Genomic DNA, 21958 nt, shown 5'->3' with positions numbered 1-21958 from the left:
AATGACGGAGGCGCCCGTGACCTACGACCCACGTGGCCCGGCCCACCGCACGCGGCCGGAACCGCTCGCGCCGCCCGGCGCGCCGGCCCATGAGCAGCGCATCGCGCAGGCGCTGCGCCGGCTGCGCGTGCGCGACATGGAAACGCTCGACTCGCTCGGGCGCACACGCAGCTTCGCGCGCACGGCCGAGGCCGCGTCGATCACGCAGCCTGCGTTGTCGAAATGGCTGCGCGAGCTCGAGGACGCGCTCGGCCTGCCGCTGTTCGAACGCACGTCGCGGCGCGTCGCGCCGACCGTCTATGGTGATGCGCTGCTCGAATGCATCGGCCGCGTGCTGACCGACATGCGCGGCGTCGCGCCCGCGTTCGATGCGTTGCGTACCGGCACCGGCCGCCCGGTGTCGATCGGCCTGCTGCCGAACATGGCACCGCAACTGATTCCGGGCGCGCTGGCGTGGCTGCGGGAAGCCGGCCGCGCGGTGCAGCTCAACGTGCGCGAGGACACGCTCGACCGGATGCTCGCGCAGGCGCAGCGCCACGAGCTCGACCTGCTCGTGTGCCGGCTCGACGCGTCGGCGCTGAGCGCGGGGCTCGACGTCGCGCCGCTGTACCGTGACGACATGATCGTCGTGTGCGGGCCGCGCCATCCGCTGCTCAGGCGCGCGCGGATCGGCTGGCGCGACGCGGCCGCGTTCCCGTGGATCGTGCCGCCGCTCGGGTCGCCCGCGCGCACGGCGCTGGACGCCGAGTTCGCGAACGCGGGCTTGCCGCCGCCACCCGTGCTGATGGAATCGGTGTCATGGCGGACCAACCGCATGGTGGCCGAGCAGTCGCCTTGCCTGTTCGTGCAGTCGGCCCGCGCGTTCGAGCTGGCCGTGCGCTCGGGGGAGCGGGTCGGCCGGTTGCCGCTGAAGCTGTCGACGATGCCGGAAACGGTCGGCGCGCTGTATGCGGCGCCCGCAGGCGTGTCGGTCACGGCCGCGATCGATGCATTGAAGGCCGTGACGCGCACGGAACCCGGCGCGGTGGCATGAAGGCGAACGGAGCCGGGCGACGCCACAATCTGACGAACGGTTTGCATGCTCGCCGCGCACCACGCGCGGCCTTGCCCCGGGCCGTCGCGTGCGCAAGTCTTTCGGCGAGCTGACTGCCGGCTGCAACCGCCGTGCCGACCGCGCGTAACCCCTGATGTACGTGGATGCGCCGCTTGTCACGGATTGGTGTTAAATATATTTCGGCGCGCGTTGGCACCGCGCGCGATACGGGGCGCACCGGGCATCGGCGTAAACCCGGGGCGAAATACGGCACGAAGGATCGAAAACGAATCGGGCGCATCAGACCCGATCGGACAGACGGCAGGATTCATCTTGAATACCGAACCGCAAAGTTCTCGTTACAGTCTCGGGCTCGCTGCGGAAGTACTCGCGTCCGAGCAAAGCGTGCTGAGGCTGATCACGCGCAACACACCGCTGCCGGAACTGCTCGTCGAGGTCTGCCGGCGTGCCGAGGCGTTGCTCGGCGACGGTGCGTCGTGCACGATCCTGCTGCTCGATACCGACGGCGTGCATGTGCACGTCGGTGCCGCGCCATCGCTGCCCGTGCAGTACAGCGCGGCGATCGAAGGCGCGTCGATCGGGCCCGTGGCCGGCTCGTGCGGCACGGCGATGTACCTGCGACGGATGGTCGTCGTCGAAGACATCGAAACCGATCCCCTGTGGGCCGATTACCGCGCCGTCGCATTGCCGCTGGGCTTGCGCGCGTGCTGGTCGGTGCCGTTCCTCGACGAGGCGGGCGTCGTGCTTGGCGCGTTCGCCGTCTATTACCGCACGCCGCGCCGGCCGGGCGACGAGGAAACCGAACTGTTGCGCGATATCGGCAACAGCGTTGGCCTCGCGGTGCACCAGGACCGGATCGCGCGACAGCTCGCGCGCAGCGAGGAACATCACCGGCTCGTGGTCAACAGCCTGAACGAAGGGATACTCGTGGTGTCGCGCGACGGCGTCGTGGTCGCGAGCAACCCGAGTGCGAACCGGATGATGCGCGTGAAGGGCGACCTCGTCGGCCGCCGGCTGTCGACGGTGATCCTGCGCAAGCTGCACGAGGACGGCACGCCGATCCCACCCGACGAATGGCCGAGCCTGCGCGCGCTCGAGACGGCCACGCCGATGCTTGGCTACACGGTCGGCTTCGGCCTTGCGGACGGCGACGTCATCTGGGTGCGCGGCAACGCGGTGCCGATCGTGAAGCCGGGCGAGAAGCAGGCCGATTCGGTGCTCGTGTCGTTCAACGACATCGGCCCCGTGCGCGAAGCGCAGCAACAGCTGCGCTACATGGCGACGCGCGATGCGCTGACGGGCCTCTACAACCGCCGCTGGCTCGGCGATCGCATGCGCGAGCTGTTCGGCCGACACGATGCGGCCGGCGGCCCCGCGCGCGTCGCGATCGTGTTCATCGATCTCGTCGGTTTCAAGAAGGTCAACGACACGGCCGGCCACGACGCGGGCGACGCGCTGCTGCGCAGCGTTGCCGCGCGGCTCGCGGCGTGCGGCGGTGGCCAGTATGCGCTGACGCGGGTCGGCGGCGACGAGTTCGTGATCCTCGTCGACGACTGCGACGATCCCGACCGGCTCGAGGTGCTCGCGCGCGAGGTGATCGACGCGATCGCGAAGCCGTTCGCGATCGCGAACAACGAATACTGGCTCGGCGTGTCGATCGGGATCAGCGTCGCGCCGCGCGACGGCGACGATGCCGTCACGCTGATGCGCAATGCCGATTCGGCGATGTACGACGCGAAACAGCGCGGCCGCAACCACTTCACGTTCTTCACCGCGCAGCTCAACCTGCGGCTGCAGCGCCGCTTCGCGATCGAGCAGTCGCTGCGGCGCGCGCTTTCGTCGGACATGCTGCGGCTCGCGTATCAGCCCGTCGTCGACGCGCGCAGCGGCCGCACGGTCGGCGCCGAAGCGCTCTTGCGCTGGACGAGCCCCGAGCTCGGGCCGATGTCGCCGGCGGAGTTCATTCCGGTCGCGGAAGATACGGGGCAGATCGTCGCGATCGGCCAGTGGGTGCTCGAAACCGCGTGCCGGCAGGCGGCCGAATGGCGCCGCACGATCGCGCCCGACCTGATGCTGGCCGTCAACCTGTCGCCACGGCAGTTCCACGAAGGGCTCGTCGAATCGGTCGGTCGCTGCCTCGCGCAGACCCGGCTCGATCCGTCCGCGCTCGAACTCGAGATTACCGAAGGACTGCTGATGAACGACACGGACACCGTGCTGCCGATGCTCGAGGCGCTCACGGACATGAACGTGAAGATCTCGGTCGACGATTTCGGCACCGGCTATTCATCGCTCGCGTACCTGAAGCGCTTTCCGCTGCACAACCTGAAGGTCGACCGCTCGTTCGTGTCGGGCGTGCCCGATCATCACGACTCGGTGGCGATCACGCAGGCCGTGGTCGCGATGGCGCATTCGCTCGGGATGAAGGTCACGGCCGAAGGCGTCGAGACGCAGGCGCAATCGTGGTTTCTGCAGCAGATCGGCTGCGACATGCAGCAGGGCTATCTGTTCAGCCGCCCGCTGGACGCGAACGACTACGCGCGCCGGCTTGGCGCCTTGTGAGCGCGGTGCGGGTTCGGCGTTCGGTGCTCAGTCGACGCGCGGCCCGCCGAACCCGCCGGGGACCGGCGTCGTCGGCGTCGCATCGATCTCGACGCGGTTCTTGCCTTCGTGCTTCGCGCGATAGAGCGCACGGTCGGCCGCTTCGATCAGCAGGGTCGTCGGCAGCCCGGGCATCGGCACGATGCTCGCACCGCCGATGCTGATCGTCACGGTGTTGCCCGTCGACGAATGCGCGTGCCGCAGCCGCAGTGCCTCGACCGCAAGGCGGATCTTCTCGCCGAGCAACCGTGCGGCGCCCGGCGACGTGGCCGGCATCACGACCGCAAATTCCTCGCCGCCGAAACGCGCGGCCAGATCGCCCGACTGGCCGAGACAGCGCTCGATGGTCGACGCGATCTGCTTGAGCACGCTGTCGCCCGACACGTGGCCGTACGTGTCGTTGTACAGCTTGAAGTTGTCGACGTCGATCATCAGCAGCGACAGCTCGCTGCGCTCGCGCGTGCCGCGCCGCCATTCGGCGGCGAGGTATTCGTCGAGATAGCGGCGGTTCGACAGCCCGGTCAGGCCGTCGGAGTGCGTGAGGCGCCGCAGCTCGAGATTGGCTTCGAGCAACTGCTGCTGCGATTGCCGCAGCGCGCGATAGGCCTCGTCGCGCTGCAGCAGGTTCATGTACGAGCGTGAGTGGTAGCGCACCCGCGCGACGAGCTCAATGCGGTCGGGCAGCTTCACGAGGTAGTCGTTCGCGCCGGCCGCGAACGCGGCGCTCTTGACCACGGGTTCTTCCTGCGTCGACAGCACGATGATCGGCACGTCGCGCGTCGCCGGATTCGCGCGGTACGCCTTCACGAGGCTCAGCCCGTCGGTGCCGGGCATCACGAGGTCCTGCAGGATCACGGTCGGCCGCGTCTCGATCGCGGTGGCCATCGCGTCGTCCGAACGCGGGCAGTAGTGGAAATCGATGCCTTCCTCGTCGACGAGCGCACGTCGCACGGCTTCCGCGACGATCGTCTGGTCGTCGACCAGCAGCACCATCGCCGGCACGTCGACGGGCGACGTGTAGGGGCCGCCTGGCGGGCGAGTCAGGTCAATCGTCATGGTCGATGCGGGTTGTTACGGTCGTTGCGGTTGTCGCAGGGGCAGGCATGGGTGTTGCGCGTGTTCATCGTCGGGCTCAGATTCTCGCGAGCGCCGCCAGTTCGCCCGCGATGCGCCCGAGCGGCAGGATCGCGCGCGCCGCGCCGAGCGTCGCGGCCGCCTTCGGCATGCCGTACACGGCGCTCGTCGCCTCGTCCTGCGCGATCGTATGGTAGCCCTTCATCCGCAGTGCCTTCAGGCCGATCGCGCCGTCGCGGCCCATCCCGGTGAGCAGCACGCCGACCACGCGGCCGGGCCAGTGCTCGGTCAGGCTGTTGAAGAACACGTCGACCGACGGGCGATACGGCGTGGCGGCCGGCTCACGCGTGTATTCGAGCGTGCCGGCGCGCGTGATGCGCAGGTGGTCGTCGGTCGCGGCGAGCAGCGCGACGCCCGGCTGCGGGCGGTCGCCTTCGCGCGCGACGCGCACGGCGAGCGGCGTCTGGCCGTCGAGCCATTGCGCCATGCCTTCGGCGAACGCGCGGTCGACGTGCTGGACGATCACGATCGGTGCACTGAAATCGGCCGGCAGGCCGCCGAGGATCGACGCGAGCGCGCCGGGGCCGCCGGCCGATGCGCCGATCGCGACCAGCGGGCCGCCGCCGGCGCGCGAGGCCGTGCCGGCGAGGCGCGTGCCGCCGGGCGCGTCGAGCAGGCGGCCGATCTGGTCGATCTTCGCGAGCAGTAGCCGGGTCGTGTCGCCGGCCGCGCCGTCGCCGAGCCGCGGCGTATCGACTGCGTCGAGCGCGCCGGCGCCCATCGCCTCGAACACGCGCCATGCATTCGCGCCGATGCAGCTCGTCACGATCAGGATCGCGCACGGTCGTTCGGATCGCATGATCCGCCGCGTCGCTTCGATCCCGTCGAATTTCGGCATGATCAGGTCCATCAGCACGACGTCGGGCGGCTGCGCGGCGCACAGCTCGACGGCTTGCGCGCCGTCGGTCGCGACCCACAGCACGCGGTGCTCGGGCCGGCGCGCGATCGCGCGGCGCATCGCCTCGACGGCAAGCGGGAGGTCGTTGACGATGCCGATATTCACAAGCGGAATTCTCCGGTCGGTTCGTAGTGTTGGAGGTGGGCCGGGTTCATGGAAGGGGCTGCCTGTTCGGCGCCGCCGGACGGCATCGGCGGCCGGACGGCACGACATTGTTTTCGGTTGGCGACGCCCGCATGCTGTCATGCGGCGCGGGCGGCGGCAATCGAAAAATTCGCGCATTGTGCCGTTTCAGTGCGTTTCCTCTATGACGGTGGGGTGTTGGCGGAGGGTAGGGGAACCGGGCCGGCCCGCGCATGCCTGTCCGGCGGTTTCGGCACGACCGGCCGCGGAAGCCGGCATGTTACCGTGGCGACTTCGATAAAAAGACGGGGAGAATGCCGGATGACCGTGCCCGACACCCTGCTGGTCAGCCGCGATCCATACGCGCCGATCGTGACCGAGCAAGACGGCCGGTTGCTGTACCGGATCCACATCGAGAGCGGGCATGCGTCGTTCCACCGCGATTTCCCGGTCGATCCGGACGCGGTGCGCGTGCTGCGCGACGACGCCGAGCGCTTTTATTTCCTGTTCGCGGCGCTTCACCATCCGTACCAGCTACGCGCAACGAACCTGTCCGACGCGGAACGCGAACGCTACTTTCGAACGATCCTGTTTGCCGCTCGCGACGAAGTCGAAGCGTTCATGACGGAACTCGACCGCGCCAGCAACGGCGCGGTCGCGAACCTGCTGAGGATCTTCACGCAGGCCGACTACCGGCAACTACGCGCGGGCCGGTGGTTCGACATGGGCGCCGGTACGCCGGCCACGTAGCGCCCGCGCCGGCCCGCCATCCGCTTCAACGGGTGGGGCCGCGCCGTCAATGGCTGCGCGCGTACCCCTGGATCAGCGCGCGCATCATGCCTTCGACCGTTGCGTCGAGCAGGTCGGCTTCCTGCTCGGACTCCTCGACGAGCGCGGCATACGCGGTCGCGAGCGTCACGCGATCGACCTCATGGCGTTGCTCCTTCAGCGTCACCATCCCGTCCTTCGCCAGATGAGCGGAGAACGCGCGGCTGCCGATGGTCTGGAATACGTCAATCATGGCGGCTCTCCCGTCCGTTGCCGATGCTTTCCAGTGTAGTCGGCGCATCGGGGCTCCGCCACGCGCGGCGGCCCGCTGCACGTCGCCGGCCGGGCCGCCGACGCGCGTGCCGCAACCGGTGCGTTCGCGCCGTCCGTCCGTCCCCCGATTCCTCGGATGAAACACCGCCGACACCTGCCCCGGGCACGGTGTTCGCACGCTTCAACGTTTACCCGAAGCAGTAAATTGTCGACTTTTTGTCGATAAAGTCTCGTGTTAGATTGCGCCGTCAGAGCCCGGTCCAAACCGGGCAGGCGGCGCAGGCCAAGGCGCCGCGCGTCCGATACAAGGAGGAGCAATGCTGGTGCTGATTGGGGTGCCGATCGTCGTGATCGGTTTTGCGCTGCGCTTCAATGCGCTGCTGGTGGTCACGATCGCGGGGCTCGCGACGGGGCTGGCGGGCGGGCTGAATCTCGTCGACATCGTCAGCGCGTTCGGCAAGGCGTTCACCGAAAACCGCTACATGGGGCTCATCTGGCTGACGCTGCCGGTGATCGCGCTGCTCGAGCGCAACGGGCTCAAGGAGCAGGCGAAGCGGATGATCTCGCGCGTGCAGGCGGCCACCACGGGCCGCGTGCTGATGCTGTACTTCGTGCTGCGCCAGGCGACGGCCGCGCTCGGCCTCACGTCGCTCGGCGGCCATGCGCAGATGGTGCGGCCGTTGATCGCGCCGATGGCCGAGGCTGCCGCGGTCAACCGGCATGGCGAGCTGCCCGAATCGGTGCGCCAGCAGATCCGCGCGCATGCGTCGGGCGCCGACAACGTCGCCGTGTTCTTCGGCGAGGACATCTTCATCGCGATCCAGTCGATCCTGCTGATCAAGGGCTTTCTCGAACAGAACGGCATCGCCATCGAGCCGCTGCACCTGTCGGTGTGGGCGATCCCGACCGCGATCGCGGCACTCCTGATCCACTGCACGCGCCTCGCGCTGCTCGACCGCCGGCTCACGCGCGGCTGCGGCCTGATGGCGCAGGAGGGCGCGCGATGATCGGCCTCGAATCGCTGTACACGCTCGCGGGGCTGATGTTCGCCGCGTTCGCCTACTTCAACCTGACCGATCGCACGAACCCGCGCCGCATCGTCAATTTCGCGTTCTGGGCGATCTACGCGGTCACGTTCCTGTTCGGCGCGCGGCTGCCGCATTTCGTGACGGGCTGCCTCGCGATCGCGCTCGCGGTGATCGCCGGCTCGGGCAAGCTCGGGCGCGGCAAGTCCGACGAAGCCGGGGAAGCGGCGGCCGTGCGGCGCGAGACGCGCGCGCAGCGTTTCGGCAACACGCTGTTCCTGCCCGCGCTGCTGATTCCGGTCGTCACGCTGATCGGCACGTTCGCGCTGAAACTCGTGCCGTTCGTCGACCCGAAGAGCGTGACGCTGATCTCGCTCGTGCTCGGCACGCTCGTCGCGTTCGCCGTCGCGCTCGCGATGCTGCGCGATTCGCCCGTGCATGCGGTGAAGGAGGCACGCCACACGATGGACGCGGTCGGCTGGGCCGCGATCCTGCCGCAGATGCTCGCGGCGCTCGGCGCGCTGTTCGCGGTCGCGGGTGTCGGCGGCGTGGTGTCGGGGCTCGTGAAGGACTGGGTGCCGATCGATTCGCCGTTCGCGGTGGTCGCGGCCTACACGGTCGGCATGGCGCTGTTCACGATGATCATGGGCAACGGCTTCGCCGCGTTCCCCGTGATGACGGCCGGCATCGGCCTGCCGCTGATCGTCCACCAGTTCCACGGCAACCCGGCGATCGTCGGCGCGATCGGGATGCTGAGCGGCTTCTGCGGTACGCTGATGACGCCGATGGCCGCAAACTTCAACATCGTGCCGGCGGCGCTGCTCGAACTGAAGGACAAGAATGGCGTGATCAAGGTGCAGTGGCCGACGGCCTTGCTGCTGCTCGCCGTGAACACGCTGCTGATGTACGCGTTCGCATTCCGCTTCTGACGAGATCCCGATGACCGACCGACTGACCCCCGAACTCGCCTCGAAATTCGCGTCGCTCGCGCTCGCGCACCTGACCCGCGAATATCCGAACAAGCTCACGCATTCGCTCGAAGGTCCGCACGACGTGCAGGGGCCGCGCGCACTGCACCCGATCTTCTACGGCAGCTACGACTGGCACTCGTGCGTGCACGGCTACTGGCTCGTGCTGCGCGTGCTCGAACGCTATCCGGCATTGCCGGAGGCCGAACGCATCGTCGCCACCGTCGACGCGCACTTCACCGATGCGAACGTCGCCGGCGAGCGCGCGTATCTCGCGCGGCCGCACAACAGCGGCTTCGAGCGGCCGTACGGCTGGGCGTGGCTGCTCGCGCTGTCGGCGCAGCTGGAGCGGCTCGCACTGAAGGGGGCGATGCCGCAGGCCGCGCGCTGGGCGAAGACGATGGCGCCGCTGACGGACCTGTTCGTGTCGCGCTTCGAGACCTTCCTGCCGAAAGCGACCTATCCGCTGCGGGTCGGCACGCACTTCAACACCGCGTTCGCGCTGGCGCTCACGCTCGACTTCGCGCGCGACACGCAGCGCGACGGGCTCGCGGCGCTGATCGTCGATACCGCGAAGCGCTGGCACCTGAACGATGTCGCGTGCCAGGCATGGGAGCCGTCGGGCGACGAATTCCTGTCGCCCGCGCTGATGGAGGCGGAGCTGATGCGGCGCGTGCTGCCGGCTGCCGAATTCGACGGCTGGTTCGCGCGCTTCCTGCCCGATCTCGCGCGCGGCGAGCCGGCGACGCTGTTCGAGCCGGCGACGGTCAGCGACCGCAGCGACGGCAAGATCGCGCACCTCGACGGGCTGAACCTGAGCCGCGCGTGGTGCCAGCGCTCGCTCGCCGGCGCACTGCCGGAAGGCGATGCGCGGCGCGCGAAGCTGCTCGACGCGGCGGACCGGCATCTCGCGAGTGCGCTCGCGCACGTGGCCGGCGACTACATGGGCGAGCACTGGCTCGCGACGTTCGCGCTGCTCGCGCTGGAGGCGTAGCGCGCGAAACCCCGCCGGCGGCAAGGTCTTCGGCACGCGGCTATACTCGCCGCTCGGGCTGCATCGCGCCGCATGCGTTGCGCGATGCAGCCATCTGTTTCCTTGCCGCCTCGCCATGGACAAGCTCATTACCTACGTCGCCGCGATCCACGGGCTCGCGGGCCCGGTATCGATCGTGTCACACGCGACATCGCACGACCGCTGGACCGACGACGACGTCGAGGTCACGCGCGACGAAACCGAATACCGCTTCGACAACGGCGCGATCGTGCGCCGCTCGGTTGAGCAGGATCGCGCGCCGTCCGATCTGCTGTGTGCCGAATGCTGGATCGACTACGACGTGCTTCGTCATCCCGATGCGCAACCGATCGGCCCGACGCGGATGACGTTCGACAACGCCTGCCGCGAGACTTTCTGGTTGCGTTATCACCTGGCTTGAACGCTTCAACGCTTTAGCGCGTAACGGCAATCAACCCGGCGGCGCACCCTCAGCCGCATGCAGCAGCGGCGCGAGCCGCGTAGCCGCGTCCCGCATCTTCGGCACGTTCTCCAGCAGGTCGTTGAGCGTCGCGCGCGCGGTCGGCGCATGCACGGCGAGCGCCGCGAGCACGCGGCCGCTTGCTGCTTCCTTCACCGGCACCGCTACCGCCACCATCCCGCGCACGAACTCCTCGTTGTCGATCCCGATGCCGCGCGCGGCGAGCCGGTCGAGCTCGGCCGCGAGCAACTGTGCATCGGTCAGCGTCCGGTAGGTCATCTTCTTCAGCGTGAGCCGCGCGAGCATCGCGTTGCGCTCCAGCGCATTCATCTGCGACAGGAACAGCTTACCGCTCGCCGTGCAATGCAGCGGCACGCGCATGCCGGGCCGCATTTCGAGCCGCAACGGCTCGGTCGTTTCGACGCGTTCGACGTACAGCACCGTGTCGCCGTCGAGCGCGGTGAGGTTGCAGGTTTCGCCGAGCACGTCGACGAGCGCACGCAGTACCGAGCGGCAGCCGCGCGTGAACGTGTTGTTCGACAGCGCCGCGAGCGCGAACTGCGCGGCGCGCGGGCCGAGCGCGATGCCGCGATCGTGGCCGCGTGAGTCGGGCATGTGGATCACGTAGCCACGCGTTTCGAGCGATTCGATCAGGCGCAGCAGAGTCGCCTTCGGGATATGCAGCCGCGCGGCGAGCTGCGACAGCGTGTAGGGCTGGCCGGCCGACGCGAGCGCTTCGAGCACCGCGAGGGCGCGCAGGACGCGCGCGTCGTCGGCGGGCGCGCCATCGGGCGGCGCGGGGGCGGTGTCGCGCATATGTCTCCTCCGTCGGGATCGGCGTGCGTCCCGGGATGGTGTGTGCGTGGGAAATGAAACGAATTGAACGGTTTTTGTACCACATTCGCGGCGTGGACAATAAATCGGCTTGTATGCGTTCCGTGTGCTCAATAAATTTGAACAAAACATACCGGATTTTTCCAAAACCCCGGAACGGAGACACGGAATGACACGCAGCTTCGACTATGTCGTGGTCGGCGCGGGATCGGCCGGTTGCGTCCTCGCCAACCGGCTGTCCGACGGCGGCCGCCATACGGTGTGCCTGCTGGAGGCCGGCCCCGCCGACCGCTACATGTGGATCCACGTGCCGATCGGCTATGGCAAGACGATGTTCCACCCCGTGTACAACTGGGGCTTCCACACCGATCCCGATCCGAACATGCACAACCGCCGCCTGTACTGGCCGCGCGGCCGCACGCTCGGCGGCTGCAGCTCGATCAACGGGCTGATCTACGTGCGCGGGCAGCAGCAGGACTACGACCATTGGGCCGCACTCGGCAATCGCGGCTGGAGCTGGCGCGAGTGCCTGCCGTATTTCCGCAAGCTCGAACACAACACGCTCGGCGAAGGGCCGACGCGCGGCACCGGCGGCCCGCTGTGGGCGTCCGCGATCCGGCAGCGGCACGAACTCGTCGATGCGTTCGTGGCCGCGTCGAACCGGCTCGGCGTGCGCACGGTCGACGATTTCAACACGGGCGACCAGGAAGGCGTCGGCTATTACCAGCTCACCACGCGCAACGGGCTGCGCTGCTCGACGGCGGTGGCCTACCTGAAGCCCGCGCGCGGGCGGCCGAACTTGCATGTCGAAACCGATGCGCAGGCGCTGAAGGTGCTGTTCGACGGCGCCCAGGCATCGGGCGTGCGTTACGTCCAGCACGGCAAGGTGCATGAGGTGCGCGCGTTGCGCGAGGTGATTCTCGCGGCCGGCGCGCTGCAGTCGCCGCAACTGCTGCAGGTGTCGGGCGTCGGGCCGGCCGCGCTGCTGAACCGGCACGGGATTCCGGTCGTCGCCGATCGCGCGGGCGTCGGCGAGAACCTGCAGGATCACCTGCAGATTCGTCTGATCTACGAAGTAACGAAGCCGATCACGACCAACGACGAGCTGCATTCGTGGATCGGCCGCGCGAAGATGGGGCTGCAATGGGCGCTGTTTCGCGGCGGCCCGCTGGCGATCGGCATCAACCAGGGCGGGATGTTCTGCCGCGCGCTGCCGGACGAATCGGCGACGCCGGACATCCAGTTCCATTTCTCGACGCTGTCGGCCGATTCGGCGGGCGGCAGCGTGCATCCGTTTCCCGGCTGCACGTATTCGATCTGCCAGTTGCGGCCCGAATCGCGCGGCACCGTGCGCATCCGCACCGACGATGTGCGCGACGCGCCGTCGATCCAGCCGAACTATCTCGACACCGAGCGCGATCGCCGCACGACGGTGGCCGGCGTGCGCTTCGCGCGACGCGTCGCGGCGACCGAGCCGATGGCGCCGCTGATGAAGCGCGAGGTGCGGCCGGGCGCGGACGCGCAGACGGACGACGAGCTGCTCGAGTTCTGCCGGGAATACGGGCAGACGATCTTCCATCCGTCCGGCACCGCGAAAATGGGCGTCGCGAGCGATCCGCTCGCGGTCGTCGACGAGCGGCTGCGCGTGTACGGCACGCGCGGGTTGCGCGTGGTCGACTGCTCGATCATGCCGACCCTCGTATCGGGCAATACCAACGTGCCGATCGTGATGGTCGCCGAGAAGGCGTCCGACATGATCCTCGAGGACGCGCGCGCGGCCGATCGCGGCCGCAGCGTCGCGCCGGCCGCCGAAGCGCTCGCGTAGGGCCTCGCCACGCATCACCCGCGTGGCCCGTGCGCCTGCGCCCGGACGGCCGCCGCGCGTTCATCGATGCCCCCGCCGGTACGGCGCCGGGGCAGGTTGCGGCGCATCCTTACCTGGAGAAGCTCGCATGGCAATCGATTCCCGGGTCGTCCGACGCGTGGCCGCGGCCAGCGTGATCGGCGCGACCGTCGAGTGGTACGACTTTTTCCTGTACGGCGTGGTCGCCGGCATCGTGTTCGACAAGCAGTACTTTCCATCCGGCGACGCGTTCGTGTCGACGATGCTCGCGTATGCGACGTTCGCGGTCGGCTTCATCACGCGGCCGCTCGGCGGCTTGCTGTTCGGCCATCTCGGCGACCGCGTCGGGCGCAAGTCCGCGCTGATCCTGACGATGCTGATCATGGGTGTGTCGACGGCCGGCGTCGCGTTCCTGCCGACCTACGCGCAGATCGGGATGTGGGCGCCGGTGCTGCTGCTGACGCTGCGCGTGCTGCAGGGCATCGGCCTGGGCGGCGAGTGGGGCGGCGCGGTGCTGATGGCCTACGAGTACGCGCCGCCGCACCGGCGCGGGCTGTATGCGAGCCTGCCGCAGATCGGGCTCGCGATCGGGCTGTGCCTCGCGGCCGGCGTGGTCGCGGCGCTGTCACGCGCGCTGCCGGACGCCGCGTTTCTCGCGTGGGGCTGGCGCATTGCGTTCGCGGCATCGCTGCTGCTGGTCGCGGTCGGCTTCTACATCCGCACGCGCGTGGCCGATACGCCCGAGTTCGTCGCGCTCAAGCGCCAGCGGCGCGATACGAAGCTGCCGGTCGTCGAGCTGCTCGCCAACTATCGGCAGGCGATCCTGCTCGGGATGGGCGCGCGCTATATCGACGGCGTGTTCTTCAACGTGTTCGCGGTGTTCTCGATCGGCTACATGACGCGCAACCTGTCGATCTCGCGCGGCGACGCGCTGCTCGGCGTGATGAGCGCGGCGGTCGTGATGTGCGTGTTCATCCCGGTGTTCGGCAGCCTGTCGGACCGGATCGGCCGCGCACGCGTGTACCGGTGGGGCGCGACGCTGTGCGGGCTGTCGGTGCTGCCCGCGTTCTGGCTGCTGCAGACGCAGTCGACCCACCTGCTCGCCGTGTGGCTCGCGCTGGTGATCCCGTTCGGGATCTTCTATGCGATGGCGTACGGGCCGGAAGCCGCGCTGTTCGCGGAGCTGTTCGACGCGAACGTGCGTTACACGGGCATCTCGTTCGTCTACCAGGTGTCGGGCATCTTCGCGAGCGGGCTCACGCCGATCGTTGCGACCGCGTTGCTGCGCGTGAACGGCGGGGCGCCGTGGCTCGTCGGGGTTTACGTGATGTTGTCTGCACTCCTGTCGATCGTGTCCGCGCGGGCGATCGAGAAGCGCGGCGGCGTGGACGGCGTCGCGGTGCGCGCGATGTGACGGCGGGCGGGGCGGATGGGGCGGGGCGCGGTTGGGGTCGTATCGGCGCCCGGTCTTGTGGCGGTGTCGTGCTTGCGACGCTGACCGTCGCCGTCTGCCGGTCGCTCGCTGTCGCCCGCCGTTCGGTGTCCCGGTCGTCCGGCGGCGTCGTGCCCACGCCGCTGACCCTTGCCGACCGACGCCGTCTGCCGTCTGCCCGCTGTTGCCCGCCGCTCAGCGTCCCGATTGCCCGGCGGCGGCGCGCCTGCGCCGCTGATCCTTGCTGACCGTCGCCGTCCACCTGTCGCCCGCTGTTACCCGCCGTTCGCTGTCCCACACGCTGGTCCAAGCGAATCCGGTCCACTGGCCCTACCTGCGAAAAATCGGCCTGCCTACACTTTCCTCGACAGATCGCCGCATTGAAGCATCTGCACACGATCGACCCGAAGAGAACGATCAGGAGACAGGCATGACCAACAGGCAGTCGGCAGCATTCGCCCGTGCGGCGAACGCGCGCCCCGCATCAGTCAGTCGAATCGCCTCGTGCGCCCGTTGCGGCGCGGCAGGCCAGCCCGCGTCGGAGGTCTGAGCATGTCGACCCCTTCCATCGAACGGTCCGCGAGCGGCTTTGCCGGCGGCCGGCCGAACGACACGCGTTACGACCCGACCTACGATCCGCTCGTGTCGCCGGGGCCCGGGTGCGGCAGGCAGTACGCGCCGACCTACTGGGTCGCGACGGCCGGCGCCCCGCCGCCCGACGACGGCCCCGTGACGCGCGATCTCGATGTCGACGTCGCGATCATCGGCGCCGGCTATACGGGCCTCGCGACCGCGCTGTGCCTCGCGCGGGACCATGGCATCAAGGCCGTCGTGCTGGAAGCCAACCGCACGAGCTGGGGCTGCAGCAGCCGCAACGGCGGGCAGGGGCAGAACGCATCGGGCCGGCTGTCGCGCTCGCAGTGGATCGAGCGCTGGGGCAAGGACGTCGCGCTGAAGATGCACGACGAGATCCTCGAAGGCTTTGAGCACTTCAAGTCGCTCGTGTCGGAAATCGACTGCGACCCGCAGTCGGGCGGCCATTTCCTGATCGCGCACCGTCCGCGCATCATGGCGAAGCTCGCGGCCGAGGCGAAGGTGTGGAAGGACGTGTTCGGCTATCCGTCCGAACTGCTGAGCGCGGAAACCTTCCGCCGCGAATTCATCAATGATCACGAAGCGGCCGGCGCGCTGCACGAGCCGGAAGGCATCGGCATCCATGCGCTGAAGCTCGCGTTCGGCTACCTGCGCCTCGCGCGCGAAGCCGGTGCGAAGGTGCATACGAGCAGCCCGGTGCTCGGCTTCGAGACGATCGACGGCGTGCACCACCTGCGCACGCCCGGCGGCGTCGTGCGGGCCCGTGCGGTGGGCATCGCGACCGGCGCGTACACCGCGCAGACGCTGCATCCGTCGCTGCGCAGCAAGGTGATGCCGATCCTGTCGAACTCGATGGTCACGCGCCCGCTCACCGACGCGGAGATCGATTCGTGCAACTTCCGCACGACACAGGTGCTGACCGATACGCGCACGCTGCGCTTCTACTACCGTTTCCTGCCCGATCGCCGTCTGCAGATCGGCAGCCGCAGCGCGATCACCGGTGACGATGCGCCGAACCCGCGTCACTTCGAATTGCTGAAGGAAGGGATGGCGCGCAAGTTTCCCGCGCTGCGCGGCGTGGAGATCGACTATTCATGGTGGGGCTGGGTCGACGTGAGTCACGACATGATGCCGCGCGTGTGCCAGCCCGACCCGCGGCAGTCGGTGTACTACGCACTCGGTTACGGCGGCAACGGCGTGTCGTATTCGCAGCAGGCCGGCCGCCGTCTGGCCGAGCAGATCGCGGGGAAGGGCGCACGCCAGACGCTGCCGATCTTCACGTCGCCGCTGCCAGGCCATCCGTTCGCGCCGTTCCGGCGCCTCGGGCAACGGATGCTCTACCTGTCTTACTTCAGGAACGACGAAAAGCCCTGAACGTAGTGCATATCGCCCGGCGTGACGTAACGCGCGCCGGGCTGTCGAACACAATAAAAGCAACAGAAATCCGTGCGGCCGGGGCTGCAGGCGCCCCTGCACGCGCCGTCGCCGGCGGCGCCCGCGCTCACCCGATGGTGGCGTGCGGGCGGCGTCCGGACAACTGGATATGGAGAAGACATGCAACCCTCGAATCAGAGTGACCTGAAGTGTGGCCTCAAGCAGCGCCACATGACGATGATCGCGCTTGGCGGCGTGATCGGTGCCGGGCTGTTCGTCGGCAGCGGCGTGGTGATTCAGCAGACCGGGCCGGCCGCGATCCTGTCGTTCCTGATCACGGGCGGGCTCGTCGTGCTCGTGATGCGGATGCTCGGCGAGATGGCATGCGCGATGCCGGCCGTCGGTTCGTTCTACGAATACGCGCGGCTCGCCTTCGGCAACTGGCGCGGGCCCGGCAAGATGGCGGGCTTCCTGACCGGCTGGATGTACTGGTATTTCTGGGTGATCGTCGTCGCGCTCGAAGCGGTGGCGGGCGCCAAGCTGATCCAGTTCTGGCTGCCGGATACACCCGCGTGGATCATCAGCCTCGCGCTGCTGGTCGTGCTGACGCTCACGAACCTGATCTCGGTCGGCAGCTACGGCGAGTTCGAGTTCTGGTTCTCGTCGATCAAGGTCGGCGCGATCATCGTGTTCCTGTTCCTCGGCGGCCTTTACGTGCTCGGCCTGTGGCCTGCGTCGATGCATACGACGTCGGTGCTGCCGACGTTGCTCGGCCACGGCGGCTTCATGCCGCTCGGCATCGGGCCGGTGATGAGCGGGGCGGTCGCGGCGACCGGCTTCTACTTCGGCGCTGAAATCGTCACGATCGCGGCGGCCGAGGCCAGGGAACCGGCGAAAGCGGTCGCGAAGGCCACCAATTCGGTGATCACGCGCGTGCTGGTGTTCTACGTCGGCTCGGTCGCGCTCGTCGTCGCGCTGGTGCCGTGGAACTCGCATCAGATGGCCACGCCGTACGTGAGCGCACTCGAAGTGATGGGCCTGCCGGCTGCCGCCAACGTGATGAACGCGATCGTGCTGACGGCGGTGCTGTCCGCGCTCAACTCGGGCCTCTATGCGGCGTCGCGGATGCTGTTCGCGCTGACCCGCCACGGCGACGCGCCGGCCGCGCTCGCGAAGGTCAACAAGCGCGGCGTGCCGGTGCGCGCGATCCTGCTCGGCACGGTGTTCGGCTACGTGTCGGTGGTGATGTCGTACGTGTCGCCCGATACCGTGTTCGCGTTCCTCGTCAATTCGTACGGCACCGTCGCGCTGTTCGTGTACGTGCTGATCGCGTTCTCGCAACTGCGCCTGCGCAAGCGTCTCGACCCGGTGGCCGCCAGCAAGCTGCGCGTCAAGATGTGGGCGTATCCGTACCTCACCTGGGTCGCGATCATCGGCATGGTCGGCATTCTCGTCGCGATGGCGTTCATTCCGGACCAGCGCAAGCCGCTGTGGCTCGGTGTCGCCAGCCTCGGCGTGCTGGTCGTCGCCTACGGGCTCACGCGCCGCAGCCGCCGCGAGCATCTCGACGACAGCGAACTGCTCGCCTATCCGCCGCGTTGATGCGGGGTAATACGCGGTAACGCCTGACGCCGAAGGCCCGGCCCGCGTGCCGGGCCTTCATGCATGCGGCTTCCGGCGCGATCCGATGGTTGATCGGCGCAACTATCGGGCCGACCGATAGCACCGATCAGAGGATGCGACTTTATGTCGGCCGCGTGCCGGCATAGCATGGATGAACCGATTCACGGGTGCGCCCCGCCGGGCGCACCCTCATCCGCGAATCCGCGAACGAGGACAAACGATGGAACATCGGGCACGCGAGCGGGACGAGCAGGCCGAGATCAAGACGACGACGTGCTACATGTGCGCGTGCCGCTGCGGCATCCGCGTGCACCTGCGCGACGGCGAGGTGCGCTATATCGACGGCAATCCCGCGCATCCGCTGAACCAGGGCGTCATCTGCGCGAAAGGTTCGTCGGGAATCATGAAGCAGTATTCACCCGCGCGGCTCACGCAGCCGCTGATGCGCAAGCCGGGCGCCGAGCGCGGCGACGCGCAGTTCGAGCCGGTGTCGTGGGACGTCGCGTTCGACGTGCTCGAAAAGCGTCTCGCGCACCTGCGCGCCACCGATCCGAAGCGCTTCGCGCTGTTCACCGGCCGCGACCAGATGCAGGCGCTCACCGGCCTGTTTGCAAAACAGTTCGGTACGCCGAACTATGCGGCGCATGGCGGGTTCTGCTCGGCGAACATGGCGGCCGGGATGATCTACACGATCGGCGGCTCGTTCTGGGAATTCGGCGGCCCCGATCTCGACAACGCGAAGCTGTTCTTCATGATCGGCACCGCGGAGGACCACCATTCGAATCCGCTGAAGATCGCACTCGGCAAGTTCAAGCGCGCAGGCGGCCGCTTCATCGCGATCAACCCGGTGCGCACCGGCTACGCGGCAATTGCCGACGAATGGATTCCGATTCGCCCCGGCACCGACGGCGCGTTGTTCATGGCGCTGATGCACGAGCTGATCGCGCGCGACGCGTTCGACCTCGAATTCGTGTCGCGCTTCACGAACGCGGCGGAGCTGGTCGACCAGCGCGACGGCGCCGACACGTTCGGGTTGTTCGTGCGCGACGCCGGCGCGCCGGAGGTCAACGCGCTGTATCCGCAGAACCGGATGTGGTGGGACACGAAGACGAACCGCGCGGTGCTGCATCACACGGAAGGCGCGGAGCCCGCGCTCGACGGCCGCTATACGCTCGACGACGGCACGCCCGTCGCGCCGTCGTTCACGCTGCTGCGCGAACAGGTGGCCGAATGCACGCCCGAATGGGCGGCCGACATCACCGGCATCGCGGCCGACACGATCCGCCGCCTGGCGCGCGAGATGGAGACGGTCGCGCGCGACCACGCGATCGCGCTGCCGGTGCGCTGGACCGACTCGTGGGGCAAGGAACACGAATCGGTGAAGGGCGTGCCGATCGCGTTTCATGCGATGCGCGGGCTCGCCGCGCATTCGAACGGATTCCAGACGATCCGCGCGCTCGCCGTGCTGATGTCGCTGCTCGGCACGATCGACCGGCCGGGCGGCTTCCGGCACAAGGCGCCGTATCCGCGCGCGGTGCCGCCGTCGGCGAAACCGCCGAACGACCCGGCGCAGATCAAGCCGAACACGCCGCTCGCCACCGGCCCGCTCGGCTGGCCCGCGGGCCCCGAGGATTTGTTCGTCCATCCGGACGGCACGCCCGCGCGGCTCGACAAGGCGTTCTCGTGGGAGTACCCGCTCGCGGTGCACGGGCTCATGCATTCGGTGATCACCAATGCGTGGCGTGGCGATCCCTATCCGATCGACACGCTGTTGATCTTCATGGCCAACATGGCGTGGAATTCGTCGATGAACACGACGGAAGTGCGCAAGATGCTGGTCGACAAGCGCGACGACGGCGAATACCGGATCCCGTTCCTCGTCGTGTGCGATGCGTTCGCGTCGGAGATGACGGCGTTCGCCGACCTGATCCTGCCCGACACGACCTACCTCGAACGGCACGACGTGATGTCGGTGCTCGACCGGCCGATCTCCGAATTCGACGGGCCGGTCGACTCGGTGCGGGTACCCGTCGCGCCGCCGACCGGCGAGTGCAAGCCATTCCAGGAAGTGCTGATCGAGCTTGCGAGCCGGCTGAAGTTTCCGGCCTTCACGACCGCGGACGGGCAGCGCAAGTACCGCGACTATCCGGATTTCGTCATCAACTTCCAGACCGCGCCCGATTCCGGCACCGGCTTCCTGATCGGCTGGCGCGGCAAGGATGGTGACAAGGCCGTCGTCGGCGAGCCGAACCCCGACCAGTGGAAACGCTATGCGGAGAACAACTGCGTGTATCACCACCGGCTGCCGGAGCCGCTGCAGTACATGCGCAACTGCAACGGCCCGTATATGCAGTGGGCGGTCGACAACGGGATGCGCAAGTTCGGCGTGCCGATCGTGATCCAGCTCTACTCGGACGTGATGCAGAAATTCCGGCTCGCCGCGCAGGGCCGCACGTCGGGCCGCCAGCCGCCCGACCATCTGCGTGAGCGTATCGCGCGCTATTTCGATCCGCTGCCGTTCTGGCATCGGTCGCTCGAAAGCGGGCTGACCGATGCGGGCCGCTATCCGCTCGCGGCGATCACGCAGCGGCCGATGGCGATGTATCACTCGTGGGATTCGCAGAACGCGTGGCTGCGGCAGATCCACGGCGAGAACCACCTGTTCGTGAACCCGGTCACGGCCGCCGCGCAGCAGATCGACGACGGCGCGTGGATCTACGTCGAATCGCCATGGGGCAAGGTGCGTTGCCGCGCGCGCTACAGCGAGGCGGTCGAGCCCGGCACCGTGTGGACCTGGAACGCGATCGGCAAGGCGGCCGGCGCGTGGAACCTCGGGCCGCAAGCGGGCGAGTCGCAGCGCGGCTTCCTGTTGAACCACGTGATCACCGACGAGCTGCCGGATGCGGCGCGCGGCGGCGCGCGGATGTCGAACTCCGATCCGATCACGGGGCAGGCCGGCTGGTACGACGTGCAGGTGCGGATCTATCCGGCCGAAGCCGATGCGGCGACGACCTTGCCGCAGTTCGCGCCGATGCCGGCGCTGCCGGGCACGCCGCGCGTGCTGCAGCGCGTGCAGGCGTATTTCGCGGGAACCGGCGCGTTCGCCGCGCGGCTGCGGCGCGCGACATCGGCCGGCCCGAAGTCTGAAGATCGCTGATCGAAGGAGCACCACCATGACCCAGATGGCCCTCGTCATCGACCTGAACGTGTGCGTCGGCTGCCATGCCTGCGTGACGAGCTGCAAGGAATGGAACACGTCGGGCGAAGCCGGCAGTCTCGCGGATATGCGCCCGTACGACGACGATCCGTCCGGCACGTTCTTCAATCGCGTGCAGACCTACGAAGCGGGCGTGTTCCCGATGACCGACACGATCCATTTCCCGAAGTCGTGCCTGCACTGCGAGGATCCGCCGTGCGTGCCCGTCTGTCCGACCGGCGCGAGCTACAAGCGCAAGTCGGACGGGATCGTGCTGGTCGACTACGACAAGTGCATCGGCTGCAAGTACTGCGCGTGGGCGTGCCCGTACGGCGCCCGCGAGCTCGACGAAGGCCGCAAGGAGATGACGAAGTGCACGCTGTGCGCGGACCGCATCGACAACCCGGCGCTGCCCGAACGCGACCGCAAGCCGGCCTGTGTGCTCGCGTGCCCGACGTCGGCGCGGCTGTTCGGCGACGTGCATGATCCGGAGTCGGAGGTGTCGCGCGCGATCCGCGAACGCGGCGGCTATCAGCTGATGCCCGAATGGGACACGCGGCCGTCGAACCATTACCTGCCGCGCGTGAAGACCGAATCATCGTGCGGGTGCGGGAGTAGCGGCGGATGCGGCAGCACGTCGAACGGCCGCGACGAGGACGCGTCGTTCGAAGCTCGCGCGGCCCGTGGCGACATCGATCTCGTGTCGCTTGCGACGCAGCGCTGAGCGCGCAGCCCCTTACTCATAC

The 21958-nt window shown here is 68.4% G+C and carries 17 protein-coding genes; 13 read left to right on the top strand and 4 right to left on the bottom strand.

Translation table 11 applies throughout. The features are described 5' to 3' along the window. Together F3J15_RS20585 and F3J15_RS20580 are read left to right on the top strand one after the other, a co-directional pair. The coding region (locus tag F3J15_RS20585) for a LysR substrate-binding domain-containing protein (RefSeq protein ID WP_205190887.1) at positions 1-1033 on the top strand (1033 nt) is incomplete at its 5' end. A gap of 333 nt (positions 1034-1366) precedes the next feature. Then, positions 1367-3616, top strand: coding sequence for an EAL domain-containing protein (locus F3J15_RS20580; protein ID WP_166893705.1), 2250 nt, complete (start codon positions 1367-1369; stop codon positions 3614-3616). A 27-nt stretch (positions 3617-3643) separates the two neighbouring features. Here F3J15_RS20580 and F3J15_RS20575 read toward each other — a convergent pair whose 3' ends face one another. Continuing rightward, positions 3644-4711 (bottom strand): diguanylate cyclase, encoded by a 1068-nt coding sequence (locus F3J15_RS20575; protein WP_166893703.1) that lies wholly within the window; start codon positions 4709-4711, stop codon positions 3644-3646. 76 nt (positions 4712-4787) lie between these two features. Continuing rightward, on the bottom strand, positions 4788-5792 hold the full coding sequence (locus F3J15_RS20570) for a chemotaxis response regulator protein-glutamate methylesterase (protein WP_166893701.1): 1005 nt from the start codon (positions 5790-5792) through the stop codon (positions 4788-4790). Positions 5793-6131: 339 nt separating this feature from the next. Here F3J15_RS20570 and F3J15_RS20565 point away from each other — a divergent pair, with 339 nt between their 5' ends. Beyond that, complete coding sequence (locus F3J15_RS20565; protein WP_166893699.1) at positions 6132-6560, top strand: hypothetical protein; 429 nt, start codon at positions 6132-6134, stop codon at positions 6558-6560. A 46-nt stretch (positions 6561-6606) separates the two neighbouring features. Here the strand turns inward: F3J15_RS20565 and F3J15_RS20560 are convergent, their stop codons facing one another. Beyond that, positions 6607-6831 carry a hypothetical protein gene (locus F3J15_RS20560; protein ID WP_089486105.1) on the bottom strand — a complete coding sequence of 75 codons (225 nt, stop codon included), beginning with the start codon at positions 6829-6831 and terminating at the stop codon, positions 6607-6609. Between the two features lie 337 nt (positions 6832-7168). On the opposite strand from F3J15_RS20560, the gene F3J15_RS20555 reads away from it, so the two are divergent. The 4 genes from F3J15_RS20555 (at position 7169) to F3J15_RS20540 (ending at position 10277) form a co-directional block, all read left to right on the top strand. Continuing rightward, positions 7169-7858 carry a DUF969 domain-containing protein gene (locus F3J15_RS20555; RefSeq protein ID WP_166893697.1) on the top strand — a complete coding sequence of 230 codons (690 nt, stop codon included), beginning with the start codon at positions 7169-7171 and terminating at the stop codon, positions 7856-7858. Further along, the gene (locus F3J15_RS20550) at positions 7855-8805 is read left to right on the top strand and encodes a DUF979 domain-containing protein (protein WP_166893694.1); all 951 of its coding nucleotides are present in this window, start codon (positions 7855-7857) and stop codon (positions 8803-8805) included. The genes F3J15_RS20555 and F3J15_RS20550 overlap by 4 nt, the downstream gene beginning before the upstream one ends. A gap of 10 nt (positions 8806-8815) precedes the next feature. Continuing rightward, entirely contained in the window at positions 8816-9838 is a 1023-nt protein-coding gene (locus F3J15_RS20545; RefSeq protein WP_166893692.1) for a DUF2891 domain-containing protein, read from the top strand. A gap of 115 nt (positions 9839-9953) precedes the next feature. Then, positions 9954-10277, top strand: a complete 324-nt coding sequence (locus F3J15_RS20540) for a hypothetical protein (protein WP_166893690.1) — start codon at positions 9954-9956, stop codon at positions 10275-10277. A 30-nt stretch (positions 10278-10307) separates the two neighbouring features. Here the strand turns inward: F3J15_RS20540 and F3J15_RS20535 are convergent, their stop codons facing one another. Continuing rightward, complete coding sequence (locus tag F3J15_RS20535; protein WP_166893688.1) at positions 10308-11132, bottom strand: IclR family transcriptional regulator; 825 nt, start codon at positions 11130-11132, stop codon at positions 10308-10310. 187 nt (positions 11133-11319) lie between these two features. On the opposite strand from F3J15_RS20535, the gene F3J15_RS20530 reads away from it, so the two are divergent. From F3J15_RS20530 to F3J15_RS20505, 6 genes are all read left to right on the top strand, one after another. Next, the gene (locus F3J15_RS20530; RefSeq protein ID WP_166893686.1) at positions 11320-12975 is read left to right on the top strand and encodes a choline dehydrogenase; all 1656 of its coding nucleotides are present in this window, start codon (positions 11320-11322) and stop codon (positions 12973-12975) included. A gap of 127 nt (positions 12976-13102) precedes the next feature. Then, complete coding sequence (locus F3J15_RS20525) at positions 13103-14407, top strand: MFS transporter (RefSeq protein WP_166893684.1); 1305 nt, start codon at positions 13103-13105, stop codon at positions 14405-14407. A 570-nt stretch (positions 14408-14977) separates the two neighbouring features. Then, positions 14978-16393 carry an FAD-binding oxidoreductase gene (locus F3J15_RS20520; RefSeq protein WP_166893682.1) on the top strand — a complete coding sequence of 472 codons (1416 nt, stop codon included), beginning with the start codon at positions 14978-14980 and terminating at the stop codon, positions 16391-16393. A 180-nt stretch (positions 16394-16573) separates the two neighbouring features. Continuing rightward, positions 16574-17995 carry an amino acid permease gene (locus F3J15_RS20515; RefSeq protein ID WP_069251247.1) on the top strand — a complete coding sequence of 474 codons (1422 nt, stop codon included), beginning with the start codon at positions 16574-16576 and terminating at the stop codon, positions 17993-17995. A 241-nt stretch (positions 17996-18236) separates the two neighbouring features. Beyond that, positions 18237-21173 (top strand): molybdopterin oxidoreductase family protein, encoded by a 2937-nt coding sequence (locus F3J15_RS20510; RefSeq protein ID WP_166893680.1) that lies wholly within the window; start codon positions 18237-18239, stop codon positions 21171-21173. A gap of 16 nt (positions 21174-21189) precedes the next feature. Further along, positions 21190-21936 carry a 4Fe-4S dicluster domain-containing protein gene (locus F3J15_RS20505; protein WP_166893678.1) on the top strand — a complete coding sequence of 249 codons (747 nt, stop codon included), beginning with the start codon at positions 21190-21192 and terminating at the stop codon, positions 21934-21936. Positions 21937-21958: the final 22 nt, after the last annotated feature.

It is taken from the genome of Burkholderia sp. Ap-955 (assembly GCF_011753045.1).
Classification (GTDB): Bacteria; Pseudomonadota; Gammaproteobacteria; order Burkholderiales; family Burkholderiaceae; genus Burkholderia; species Burkholderia lata_D.
Note: the sequence above shows the minus strand (reverse complement) of the source record. Positions and strands in the feature narration are given on the sequence as shown.

What these genes read in the sequence shown, in the direction of transcription:
- F3J15_RS20575 (WP_166893703.1), bottom strand. Translation starts at nt 4,711, where the DNA reads ATGACGATTGACCTGACTCGCCCGCCAGGCGGCCCCTACACGTCGCCC.
- F3J15_RS20565 (WP_166893699.1), top strand. Translation starts at nt 6,132, where the DNA reads ATGACCGTGCCCGACACCCTGCTGGTCAGCCGCGATCCATACGCGCCG.
- F3J15_RS20560 (WP_089486105.1), bottom strand. Translation starts at nt 6,831, where the DNA reads ATGATTGACGTATTCCAGACCATCGGCAGCCGCGCGTTCTCCGCTCAT.
- F3J15_RS20555 (WP_166893697.1), top strand. Translation starts at nt 7,169, where the DNA reads ATGCTGGTGCTGATTGGGGTGCCGATCGTCGTGATCGGTTTTGCGCTG.
- F3J15_RS20550 (WP_166893694.1), top strand. Translation starts at nt 7,855, where the DNA reads ATGATCGGCCTCGAATCGCTGTACACGCTCGCGGGGCTGATGTTCGCC.
- F3J15_RS20545 (WP_166893692.1), top strand. Translation starts at nt 8,816, where the DNA reads ATGACCGACCGACTGACCCCCGAACTCGCCTCGAAATTCGCGTCGCTC.
- F3J15_RS20540 (WP_166893690.1), top strand. Translation starts at nt 9,954, where the DNA reads ATGGACAAGCTCATTACCTACGTCGCCGCGATCCACGGGCTCGCGGGC.
- F3J15_RS20535 (WP_166893688.1), bottom strand. Translation starts at nt 11,132, where the DNA reads ATGCGCGACACCGCCCCCGCGCCGCCCGATGGCGCGCCCGCCGACGAC.
- F3J15_RS20530 (WP_166893686.1), top strand. Translation starts at nt 11,320, where the DNA reads ATGACACGCAGCTTCGACTATGTCGTGGTCGGCGCGGGATCGGCCGGT.
- F3J15_RS20525 (WP_166893684.1), top strand. Translation starts at nt 13,103, where the DNA reads ATGGCAATCGATTCCCGGGTCGTCCGACGCGTGGCCGCGGCCAGCGTG.
- F3J15_RS20520 (WP_166893682.1), top strand. Translation starts at nt 14,978, where the DNA reads ATGTCGACCCCTTCCATCGAACGGTCCGCGAGCGGCTTTGCCGGCGGC.
- F3J15_RS20515 (WP_069251247.1), top strand. Translation starts at nt 16,574, where the DNA reads ATGCAACCCTCGAATCAGAGTGACCTGAAGTGTGGCCTCAAGCAGCGC.
- F3J15_RS20510 (WP_166893680.1), top strand. Translation starts at nt 18,237, where the DNA reads ATGGAACATCGGGCACGCGAGCGGGACGAGCAGGCCGAGATCAAGACG.
- F3J15_RS20505 (WP_166893678.1), top strand. Translation starts at nt 21,190, where the DNA reads ATGACCCAGATGGCCCTCGTCATCGACCTGAACGTGTGCGTCGGCTGC.